We start from the raw sequence: 10,964 nt of genomic DNA, 5'->3' as shown, positions 1-10,964 counted from the left end.
CGGGGCACCGCTCAGGAGGCGCCACCGAGCTTCGCGTACGTCTCGGCGGCGTTCTCCTTGGTGATCCGCATCGTGTCGAGCGTGGTCGTGCGCGGCACGCCCTGGGTGCAGTCGACGAGGATCCTGCGGGCCAGGTCGACGGCCTCCCGCCCGCCCGTGGCGTACTGGAAGGTCGCCGCGAGCCGGCCCTGCTCGACGGCCTTGATCCCGCCGGACGGCACCGGCAGGGCGTCGATGCCGGTGAACTTCACAGTCGTGTGCAGGCCGGCCGCCTTCGCGGCCAGGTACGCGCCCTCGGCCATCGGGTCGTTGTGCGCGTAGACCGCCGCCGCGTCCGGGTGCGTCTTGAGCAGCGCGTCGGCCACCGACTGGCCCTTCTCGCGCAGCCAGTCGCCGGGTTGGCTGGCCACCACCTCGATCTTCGGGTTGGCCGCGATGCCCTCCCGGAAGCCCCGGGCGCGTTCGGCCGCGGGCGTCGAGCCGGGCAGGCCGCTGATCTCGATGACCTTGCCGCCGTCGGGCAGCAGCGTGGTGGCGTAGAACTCGCCGGCGGCCCGGCCGATCGCGACGTTGTCCCCGCCGATGAAGGCGGTGTACGCGTCCCCCTCCACCTTGCGGTCCAGGACGATGACGGGGGTGCCCCGCTCGTGCGCCTTGCGGACCACCGCCGTCAGCGGCTTGGCCTCGTTCGGGGAGATGATCAGCAGGTCGACCTTCTGGGTGAGGAAGTTCTCCACATCGGCGACCTGCTTGCTGTTGTCCTGTGCGGCGTCGGCGACCACCACGGTGAAGCCGGGCACGGACCCGGCCGCCGTCTGCACGTCATTGTTCATGACCTGCCGGTACGGCTCGGCGTTGTTGGCCTGCGACATGCCGATGCGGAACTCCTTGCCGGTGCCGCACTTCTGGGCGGCGGCGCCGCTGGCGCCGTCGGACGGCTTTTCCACACTGCACGCGGTGGCCCCGGCGAGTGCGCCGGTGCAGAGCAACGCGAGAAGGACGGTACGGGTGCGCATGACGACGCTCCTTGGTCGGGGGTGGTTCAGACGATGCTGCGGCGCAGCTTCTGCAGGGCGGCGGCGGCCACGATCACCAGTCCTTTGATCAACAGCTGCACGTTGGCATCGATGTTGTTGAGGGCGAGGATGTTGTTGAGGATGCCGAGCAGCAGCGCCCCGGCGAGGGTGCCGGCCATCGAACCCGTCCCCCCGGCCAGGCTGGTGCCGCCGATGACGACCGCGGCGATGGCGTCGAGTTCGTAGCCGGCGCCGTCGTTGGGGCTGCCCTGGTTGAGCTGGCCCGCGTGGATCACGCCGGCCACCGCGGCGAGCAGGCCCGCGATGGCGAAGACGGCGACCTTGACGCGCAGCACCGGCACACCCGAGAGCCGGGCGGCCTTCTCGTTTCCGCCGATGGCGTAGACGTGGCGGGCGAACGCGGTCTTGCGCAGCACGACGATCGCCGCCACGCCGATGCCGACGAAGAGCACCGCCGGGATGGGCAGGACGCCGTTGATGCTGCCGTTGAGCAGCTCGAACGCCGGGGGCGCCTGCTGCGGGCCGTCGCCGTAGGCGATGGGGATGCCGAGCCCGCCCGACCAGATCCGGGCGAGGCCCCGCGCCACCTGGAGCCCGGCGAGGGTCACGATGAACGACTGGATGCCGAGCCGGGCCGTCGCGTAGCCCTGCAACGCGCCGAAGAGGGCGCCGATCAGCAGCACGACGGTGACGGCGGGCAGGATGCCGAGCCCGGAGTCCACCATCAGCGTCGCGGTGCCCACGGCGGAGAGGCCGAGGATCGCCCCGACGGAGAGGTCGATGCCGCCGAGCAGGACGACGAAGGTCATGCCGACCGCGATGATGCCGATCTCGGACACGGCACGGACGATGTTGCCGAGATTCTCGGTGGAGAGGAAGAGGATCTCGCCGTCGCGACGCGGCGAGACGGCCACGGCCAGCACGAACACGACCAGCAGCGCGAAGAGGCTCTGCAGGGCGAAGAGCCGCTCGACGAGCTCCGCCCGCCCGGCCGGGCGGCGCCACCGGCCGGCGGGCTGCGCGTCGCCTCCCCCGGCCCGCCTCACCGGCGTGCCGGAATCCGTGTCTGGTGCGCGCAGGTGGGTCATCGGTCGTTCCCTTCGGCGGCCGGGCCGCCCGTCGCCGCGGTCAGGATGTCCTCGCCGGTGCACCCGTCGGCGGAAAGCTCCGCGACGACCGCTCCGCGCCGCAGGACCACGATCCGGTCGCAGACGCCCGTCAGCTCGGGCAGCTCCGAGGACGCGAGCAGGATCCCCACGCCGTCGTCGGCGAGCCGACGCAGCAGGCGGTAGATCTCCGCCTTGGCGCCGACGTCGACCCCGCGGGTCGGCTCGTCGAGCAGCAGCAGTCGGGGACCGGTGAGCAGGTGCCGGGCGAAGACGACCTTCTGCTGGTTGCCGCCGGAGAGGGCGCCGACCGGGGCGGCGGCCGAGGGCGTCCTGATCGCCAGGGCGGCGATCTGTGCGCGTACCGCCTCCCGCTCGCGCCCGGCCCGGAGCACGCCGGCGGTGCTGAGCCGGCGCAGGGCGGCCAGCACGATGCTGTGGCCGACCGGGTGTTCGAGGACCAGGGCGGAGCCCCGGCGGTCCTCCGGGACGAAGCCGACGCCGGCCCGCAGGGCGCCGCGGGGACCACGGGGGGCGTACGGGCGGCCGGCGAGGCGGATTGTGCCCGTGCGGCGCCCGGCGGGGCCCGCCCCGTACAGGGTCTCGAGCAGTTCGGTGCGACCGGCGCCCATCAGCCCGGCCAGCCCCACGATCTCGCCGGCGCGCACGGTCAGGCTGACCCCGGCGGGCTCGCAGCGCCCGGGGCGGGCGGCCCGGGGCCGCACGGCGAGGTCCGCCACCTCCAGCACCGGGGGCCCGGCGGAGGGCTGGGTGCCGTCGACGCGGGCACCCGCGCCGAACAGCGTCTCGGCCGGGCGGCCGACCATCAACGTGATGATCTTCCGGCGGTCGGCGGCGTCCGGGCGCAGGGTGCCGGCCACCTCGCCGTTGCGCAGGACGGTCGCCCGGTCGGCGATGTGCTCAATCTCCTCGAGCCGGTGGGAGATGTAGACGACCGCCACGCCCCGCTCACGCAGCGCGCGGATGGCGCTCATCAGTCGCCGTACCTCGGCGTCGGCGAGCGCGGCGGTCGGTTCGTCCATGATGAGCACCCGGGCGTCCAGGGCCAGCGCCCTGGCGATCTCGACGAGTTGCTGCTCGCCGACGCGCAGCGAGCCGACGGGCCGGCGCGGGTCGATCCGCGCGCCCAGCGGTCGCAGCCGGTCGGTGGCCATGCGGGCCATCGCCCGGCGGTCGAGCATCCGCAGTCGGGTGCGCGGTTCCCGGCCCAGGACCAGGTTCTCGGCGACGGAGAGCGCGGGCACCAGGTCGAGTTCCTGGTGGATCGTGGCGATCCCGGCGGCCTGGGCGGCGGCGGGGTTGGCGAAGCGGACGGGTCGGCCGCCGACCGAGATCTCCCCGTCGTACTCGGTGACGACCCCCGACAGGATGTTGATCAGCGTCGACTTCCCCGCCCCGTTCTCGCCGAGCAGGGCGTGCACCTCGCCCGCGCGCAGGGTGAGGTCCACGCCGCGCAGGGCGTGCACGCCGCCGAAGCGCTTGGCGACGCCCGTCATCGCGACGGTCACCTCGGCGCTCATGCGGACCTCCGGGTTCCTGGGACATCGATTGCCGGCGAAAAATAGAGCAAGATCGAATTGCTGTCAAGGGCGCGGTGCGGGCCGGGCCACCCCGTGGCGGCCCGGCCCGCTCCGATGCCGCACCCCCCTACGGCACCGCGTTGACTGCCACGTGCACGGTGTTGGCGAAGGCGGTGTCACGCTCGACACCGGTGGCGGCGAGCCGCCACGTCCCACCCGCGTACCGACCGGGTGACCACTCCAGGCCGCCGTTGCGCCAGAGCGGCTGCCAGGCCGCCATCGAGTGACCGGCGTCGTACCAGGTGTTGTCGCCGCGCCAGGCCGAGTTCCACCGGTGCGCGGTGACCAGCGACAGGCCCGGGCCGGAGGTCATCGTCCACATCGGGAACCCATCGGCGTCCCCGGTCGGCCGGGCCGCGAGGGCGGGATCGCCCACCGCCGGCAGGGCGCCGTCGACATTGAACGCCGCCTCCCACACCGGCGCCGTCGTCGGGCCGTCGACCGACCAGGTGACGTCGCTCTGCAACCCCGGCCCGGTCCAGCGGGGCGACACCGTGAGCAACCAGTCGGCGGTGACCGGCTCGTCGCCCATCCGGATACCGACCAGGTTGAGCCGGGATCCGTCGGCGGAGACGTCGACCCGGGCGGGCGGACCCGCCCGGTCGGTCACGTCGAAGCGACCGACGGCCAGGTAGGGACCGGTCCCCCGGTGCGACGAGTCCAACGCCGCCCGGAAGACCCCCGTGCCGCCGGGATCGACCGCGAGCGAAGCGATCCGGGTGTGCGGCCAGGTCCGCACGTCGGCGCGCAGGAAGTTGGTGTTCACCTGGTAGCCCCGGGCGACGACCCCGCTGGACCAGGTCAGCGGCGCGAGCCACAGCCCACCCTGGCCCCAGCCGGCGTGGCTGAGATACCAGTTGTCGCCGTCTACCACGACCTCGGCGGCGTGCGCGTCGAGCACGGTGACCTTCTCCGCCCCCTCGAAGCGCAACGGGTCGCGGCTGCGGTAGACCGCGGTGCGCCGGTACGCCGCCCCGTAGTCGGTGCCGTCACAGCAGACGAAGAGGTACCACCAGTCGCCACGGCGCACCACGAAGGGCGATTCCGTCTGCCCGCCCGCCCGGCCCGTGTGCGGCGACGTGTACGCAATCCCGCGGTCGCTCCAGGTGCGAAGGTCGGTGCTGGTGCGGTAGGCGACCACGTGGTTGCCGCCCTGCGGGTTCGAGGTCGCCGTGTAGTACATGACCCACCGGTCACCGACCCGGGTCACCATCGGGTCGCGTCCCTCCCAGCCGTCGGTGAACAGCGTGGTGTTGGTGCGGTCCCAGGTGAACATGTCGGTCGAGGTGGCCAGGTGCATCCGGTAGTTCGCGAAGTCGGGGCTCCCCGCGGCGTAGAACATGTAGTAGACGCCGCGGTCGTAGACGATGTGCGGGGCCCAGATCCAGTGCTCGCCCGACTTGATGCTGGCCGTCAGCGCGGGTGGCCGCTTCGTCCACGGCCCGGTGGGTGTGGGTGCCGTGGCGTGGCCGAAGATCCGCTCGTCCTGTGGCGCGCCGGGCTCCGCGTGGGTGATGCCGATAGCGTGCCACAGCCCGGTCTGCTGGTTGCGCACGATGGTGTGGTCGTTGAAGTACCAGGGCGCCGACTCCCCCACGCTCGGGTCGTAGATCCGGGTCAGCGGCCCGCGCGCCGGCGTCTCGGCCACTGTCTCGTACGCCGTGGTGGTGACCGACGCCAGCGGGCCGACCCGGCGCAGGCTGATCGTGTCCAGGCCGGCGAAGAAGCCGGTGGAGGCACCGGAGCGCCCGCTCACCGTCACCGTCAACCGGTGCACGCCGGCGGTGAGCGAAGCCGATCCCACCGGCACCGCCTCGACGCGCCGCACCGTGGAGGCGTGGCCGTCAAAGAGCTGGCCGACGGCCACACCGTCGACGGCGAAGCGCAGGGTGCCGTAGTCGGGGGCGCGGGTGAGCACGGCACCGATGTCGTACTGCCCGGCCGGCACCGACGGCAGCGACACGGTGACCGAGTCCCCCGCCCGGCCGGCACGCAGCCAGAGCTGGCGGCCGGCCGACCAGTCGACCCCGCAGCAGTTGGACTGCGCCTCGACCGGGGCGGTGGAGGAAACCACCTGCAGCGACTCCACCTCCGCCCGGACGACGTCGTCAGCGGCGGCCGGGGTGGCCGGTACGGTCAGCAGGGCGGCGCCGACCAGCAGCGCAGCGAGTATCCGAGGAATGCGCATCACGACACGCTCGGTCGGGGCAGGTCGCTGCCGGGAGCGAACTCTTCGTGCCACCGGACCCCGGTACCACCGAAGGAGCTACCGGTGGCCAGCGCCACGTACACGTCCGCTTTTGTACCTCGGGTGAATGTCACCAGATCCGCCTTTCCATCGCCGTTGAAATCGCCAAGTCCGGGGAGTTCGTCGTCCACCCCGAACCAGTCATGCCACTTGCCGGCCTGCGCTACGAAGCGCGTGCCGTCGGAGAGCGCCACGAACACGTCACCGGCGCTGCCCCGGGTGAACGTCACGACGTCGTCGCGTCCGTCGCCGTTGACGTCGCCCAGTGCCGGCAGATGGTTGCCGAGCACCAGCGAGTCGTGCCACTTCCAGCCGTCCTCGACGAACCGGGTCCCGTCGGAGAGGGAGACGAAAGCGTCGGCGGTCGTGCCCCGGGTGAACGTGACGATGTCGTCGCGTCCGTCGCCGTTGACGTCGCCCACCGCCGGATATTCGTCGCCGAGCGCGAAGTGGTCGTGCCACTTGACGCCGGGTCCGAACCCGTCGCCGGTCGACAACGCCACGTACACGTCGCCGGCGCCGCCACGGGTGAAGGTGATGATGTCGGTACGCCCGTCGCCGTTGACGTCGCCGACGGCGGGGACCTCCGTGCCGGTGGCGAAGAAGTCGTGCCACTTCACGCCGGGCGCGTAGGACGTGCCGGTGGAGAGCCCCACGTAGACGTCGGCGTTGTCGCCCCGGGTGAACGTGATGATGTCGGCCCGGCCGTCACCGTTCACGTCGCCGGTGAGCGGGATCTCCTCGTCGACGGCGAAGAAGTCGTTCCAGACCTTCGCCTCCGGCCCGAACTTGGTGCCGTCGGAGAGGGAGGTGCGCACGTCGGCGGCGGCACCCCGGGTGAACGTGACGGCGTCGTCGCGGCGGTCGCCGTTGGCGTCGCTGGTGTTGCGGGCGCGGGTGGTGGCCGAGACCTCGAGCGAGGGTGCCGAGACGTTGCCGGCGCCGTCGAACGCGACGACCCGGTAGTGACGGGTCTGGTTGGCCGGCAGCGGGCCGTGCCGGAAGGCGGTCGTGCGGGTGGTGCCGACCAGGTTGGCCGGGGTGATGGCGACCCCGGAGTTGCGTGAGGCGTAGACCCGGTAGCCGGCCACGTCCACGTTGTCCGACGACGCCGACCAGGCCAGGCCGAGGGCGTGCACCCGACCGGTTTCCAGGCGCAGCCCGGCGACCGGGCTCGGCGCGGTGGTGTCGGCGAACGGCGCGACCATGCTGTCGGCCTCGTAGCGGGCCGCCGTCCAGGCCGGGGCGCCGGCGGCCGGCGTCAGGGTGACCGTGACGGTCGACCGGCCGGCGGTCACCGCCGCGGGCAGGACGAACTCGTCGGCCAACCAGCGCTGCCGGGTGTTGCCCAGCGGCTGGCGCCACACCCCGGCCGGCTTGCCGTCGACCGAGACGGCGACCTCCTGGTATCCCGCGGCCTGGTCGCCGTGCCGGCGCAGCCGTACGCCCTGGTTGGCGGGGTCGACGGCGAGCCGGAAGCTGGCGGCACCGCTGGTGGCACGGATTCGGCCGGCGACGGGGGCGTTGTCGTCGTCGCCCTCGTACGCGGCGGTGAGCGGGTACTCGGTGCCGGAGTCGGTGTAGGCGTGCCCGGACCGGCTGGCCGCGTCGCCGGTGACAAGCGTGTCCGTGCGGCGCAGGCCGGCTGTCGGTTGGGTGTAGAGGAACGCGGTCGAGGCGTAGTCGGCCGGCATGTCGTTGGCGGGCCCGTGCTCGATGCCGAAGCGCAGCGCCGAGGCGTAGGACACCGCGTCGCCGATCATCAGTCGGTACATGGCGTCGCACTCGTGGACGCAGCCGCCGGAGCGCACCAGGTGGGCGGTGTTGCCGGTGAAGACGCCGCTGTACTCGCCGCGGTTGAAGTACCAGCCCGACTCGTAGAAGTCTTCGGTGCCGGTGCCGTAGATCTGCGGCGTGGGCGAGCCGTCGACGTGGATGCGCTCGTCGCCCTCGAGGTAGTTGCGGGTGTTCCCGCCGATGATCTGCCCCCGGGCGGTCTGGGACACGCCGACGAACCGTCCCCGGCCGGCCTGGTCGGCGACGATCCAGTCGCTGCCGCCCACGGTCTGCGCGCGCCGGGACTGGGTGGTGAAGTAGCCGGCCACGCCGTCGGAGGCGAGGGCGCCGGTCCAGGCGGTGCCCGGCGCGGTGGTCACCTCCGCCTGGACGCCGTTGACGGGCGCACCCGTGGTGTTGGTGAGCGACACGGTCGCGGTGGAGCGGAACGGCATCGGCCACCAGGCGCTGTACCAGCCACCGGGCGCGGCGTCCATGGCGAACATCAGGGAGCGCACGGAGCGCTCGCCGAGGCCGGCGCCGAAGAACTCGCCCACCGGGCTGTCGACAGTGGTGCGCCCGTCGAAGGCGATCCGCAGCCGCAGGCCCGACAGTGTCGTCGCGGTGGCGGCGGCATCGGGCAGGCGCAGCCTGAGCGCGGTGACCGCGGCGGGGCCGGTGAGCGTGGCGAGGGTCGCCCCTGCGCCGGCCGGGACGTCGACCAGGGCGGTCCTGGTGCTCGCCCCCGGCTGGGCGGGCTTCGGGTCGCGCAGGCCGGTGGCGCGCAGCTTGTCGACCACGTCGACGGCGGGGTCGGCCGGGTCGAACCGGGACACCCCGACCGCGTCGGCGAACGTGCGGTACGTGACGTGGTGGAAGAGCGGGTTGGACTGGGTGGTGATCCGCATGGACTCGCGGTACGGCATGGGCACCTTGATGGCCACCCCGCCGGACGTCTGGTCGGCGTTCGTCACCAGCGGGAACACGAAGGGGTGGCCGAGGCCGCCGTCGACGAGGCGTTGGAGGTTGGCGTCGAGCACCGTGACGCCGTCGAGCTCGATGCGGATCCAGCCGGTGGCGCTGACGTTGCCGTCGTCGCGGGTGAACCAGATCGACTGCACCTCGCCGGGCCCGCGGTCCTCGGCGATGACGCAGCCGTTCGCCTGGCGTAGGCAGGAGTAGGTGCCGACGAAGCCGTCGTCGTTGGAGCCGTCGCGGGCGAAGCTGGAGAACTGCCGGGTGCGGCTGCCGGCCGCCAGCTCGGGCAGCCGGTCGAGCCTGCGGTAGATGTCCCAGCCGACCGGGCCCTTGTCGGCGGCGGCGGCGAGCGGCGCGGTGCCGCCCGCCGTCGGCGCGGACGGGGCGGCGTGTGCAGCCGTCGGCGGGATCATGGCCGCCAGCGCCACGGCAAGAGCCAGCCAGCGGCGGGTGTGGGGCTTCATGGATGTCCCTCCAGGAGGACCGTCGAGACGCGAGAAATCGATTGCTCGGCAGTAAACTGAAGCCATCGCGAGATGTCAATAGCCTGCGACGGCGGCTCGGTTGCCGAAGGAAGTTCGCGGCACGCATTGACAGCCATGAAGACCCTGGCGATACTCCTCAGCAATCGATTTCTCAGCCGGGCGGGGAGATGTCCGCGCTGCGGCACACCGGCCGGCCCTTCCGGCGGCCCGCGCCGGCCGCCCCGTGGACGCAACCGCTCGCCGCGCCCACCGACATCCCCTCAGAGGAGCATCGTGAGACGCACCCCCCTCGCCCTGCTGATCGGCCTCTGCACCGCACTGGCGTCGGTCGTAGCGACCGCACCGGCCCAGGCCGAAGCCCCGATCAGCACCCTGGCCTGCCCCATCCCGCCCGGCCACGACGCCGCCATCAACGTGATCGTCTACCGGACCGCCCGGGCCCACAACGTCAACGACAAGGTGCTGCTCTCCGCGTTCCAGGCCGGCTGGGTCGAGTCGCGCATGAACAACCTGCCGTGCGGCGACAAGTCATCGCTGGGGGTGTTCCAACAGCGGTGGGACTTCGGCTGGGGAACGAAGGAACAGATCATGGACCCGGTCTACGCCACCACGCAGTACATCACCCGCGCGATCGTCTGCGACCGGAACAACCCCGGCTACAGCGCCGGTAACGTCGCCCAGTGCGTGCAGCGCTCCGGCTACCCCCTGCGCTACGACGAGGTGACGGCCAAGGCACGCAGCCTGCTCAACGAGGCGGCGCGTAACCACGCCATCGCCGCGGGCTCCGCCACCGACGTCACCGGCGACGGGCGCGACGACATCATCACCTTCACCCAGAACGCCCTCGCCGACGTCTACGTCAGCACCTCCACGGGCGGCGGCTTCGCCGGGACCTCGGCGAAGTGGAACGACTTCTTCTCCATCGGCGGCGAGACGGCCACGACCGGCGACGTCAACGGCGACGGCAAGGACGACATCGTCACCTTCACCCACAGCAACAACGGCGACGTCTACGTGGCGTTGTCGAACGGCAACGGCTTTGGCCCGAGCCAGAAGTGGCACGACTGGTTCGCCCCCGGCGCGGAGATCGGCGCGGTCGGCGACGTCAACGGCGACGGCCGCGACGACATCGTCACCTTCACCCACAACGCGACCGGCGACGTCTACGTGGCGCTCTCCACCGGATCGTCCTTCGCCGGCACCGAGCTGAAGTGGCACGACTACTTCGCCATCACCGGCGAGTACCCCGCCCTCGGCGACGTCAACGGCGACGGCAAGGACGACATCATCACCTTCACCCAGGGCCCCAACACCGCCTCCGACGTCATCGTGGCGTTCTCCAACGGATCGTCGTTCGGGGCGCCGCAGAAGTGGCACGACCTCTTCGCCGTGGGCGCCGAGCTGCCCCGCGTCGGCGACGTCAACGGCGACGGAAAGGACGACATCGTCACCTTCACCTGCGACAACAACGCCGACGTCTACGCCGCCGTCTCCACCGGTTCGTCGTTCGCCGGCACCACCGTCAAGTGGAACGACTTCTTCTGCCTCGGCGGCGAGTTCCCCTACCTCGCCGACGTCAACGGCGACGGCAAGGACGACGCCATCGTCTTCACCAAGGGCAACACCAACGACGTCTACGTCTCGCTCTCCACCGGCACCTCCTTCAGCCCCAGCACCAAGTGGCACGACTTCTTCGGGCTGAACGGCGAGACGACCCTGTGACAGGCAACCGG

6 protein-coding genes are annotated in these 10,964 nt (G+C 72.0%); 1 reads left to right on the top strand and 5 read right to left on the bottom strand.

Features of this window, described 5'->3' with window-relative positions:
- Positions 1 to 11: 11 nt before the first annotated feature.
- From ACQ452_RS13700 to ACQ452_RS13680, 5 genes are all read right to left on the bottom strand, one after another.
- A complete protein-coding gene (locus ACQ452_RS13700) occupies positions 12 to 1,016 on the bottom strand; it encodes a substrate-binding domain-containing protein (protein ID WP_433393715.1) in 1,005 nt (334 codons plus the stop codon).
- 26 nt (positions 1,017 to 1,042) lie between these two features.
- Positions 1,043 to 2,125: an ABC transporter permease gene (locus tag ACQ452_RS13695; protein ID WP_433393713.1), complete on the bottom strand. Its 1,083-nt coding sequence runs from the start codon at positions 2,123 to 2,125 to the stop codon at positions 1,043 to 1,045.
- The gene (locus ACQ452_RS13690; protein WP_433393712.1) at positions 2,122 to 3,684 is read right to left on the bottom strand and encodes a sugar ABC transporter ATP-binding protein; all 1,563 of its coding nucleotides are present in this window, start codon (positions 3,682 to 3,684) and stop codon (positions 2,122 to 2,124) included. Before ACQ452_RS13690 ends, ACQ452_RS13695 begins: the two co-directional genes overlap by 4 nt.
- A 127-nt stretch (positions 3,685 to 3,811) precedes the next feature.
- Positions 3,812 to 5,932: a family 43 glycosylhydrolase gene (locus ACQ452_RS13685; RefSeq protein WP_433393710.1), complete on the bottom strand. Its 2,121-nt coding sequence runs from the start codon at positions 5,930 to 5,932 to the stop codon at positions 3,812 to 3,814.
- On the bottom strand, positions 5,932 to 9,210 hold the full coding sequence (locus tag ACQ452_RS13680; RefSeq protein WP_433393708.1) for a DUF2961 domain-containing protein: 3,279 nt from the start codon (positions 9,208 to 9,210) through the stop codon (positions 5,932 to 5,934). The genes ACQ452_RS13685 and ACQ452_RS13680 overlap by 1 nt, the downstream gene beginning before the upstream one ends.
- A gap of 294 nt (positions 9,211 to 9,504) precedes the next feature.
- Between ACQ452_RS13680 and ACQ452_RS13675 the strand changes: the two genes are divergently transcribed.
- Positions 9,505 to 10,953, top strand: coding sequence for an FG-GAP repeat domain-containing protein (locus ACQ452_RS13675; protein WP_433393706.1), 1,449 nt, complete (start codon positions 9,505 to 9,507; stop codon positions 10,951 to 10,953).
- Positions 10,954 to 10,964: the final 11 nt, after the last annotated feature.

The sequence above is a fragment of the Micromonospora sp. KLBMP9576 genome (genome assembly GCF_050941805.1).
Lineage (GTDB): Bacteria > Actinomycetota > Actinomycetes > Mycobacteriales > Micromonosporaceae > Micromonospora.
Note: the sequence above shows the minus strand (reverse complement) of the source record. Positions and strands in the feature narration are given on the sequence as shown.

Coding starts and splice junctions, on each gene's coding strand:
- ACQ452_RS13700 (WP_433393715.1), bottom strand. CDS start 1,016: ATGCGCACCCGTACCGTCCTTCTCGCGTTGCTCTGCACCGGCGCACTC.
- ACQ452_RS13695 (WP_433393713.1), bottom strand. CDS start 2,125: ATGACCCACCTGCGCGCACCAGACACGGATTCCGGCACGCCGGTGAGG.
- ACQ452_RS13690 (WP_433393712.1), bottom strand. CDS start 3,684: ATGAGCGCCGAGGTGACCGTCGCGATGACGGGCGTCGCCAAGCGCTTC.
- ACQ452_RS13685 (WP_433393710.1), bottom strand. CDS start 5,932: ATGCGCATTCCTCGGATACTCGCTGCGCTGCTGGTCGGCGCCGCCCTG.
- ACQ452_RS13680 (WP_433393708.1), bottom strand. CDS start 9,210: ATGAAGCCCCACACCCGCCGCTGGCTGGCTCTTGCCGTGGCGCTGGCG.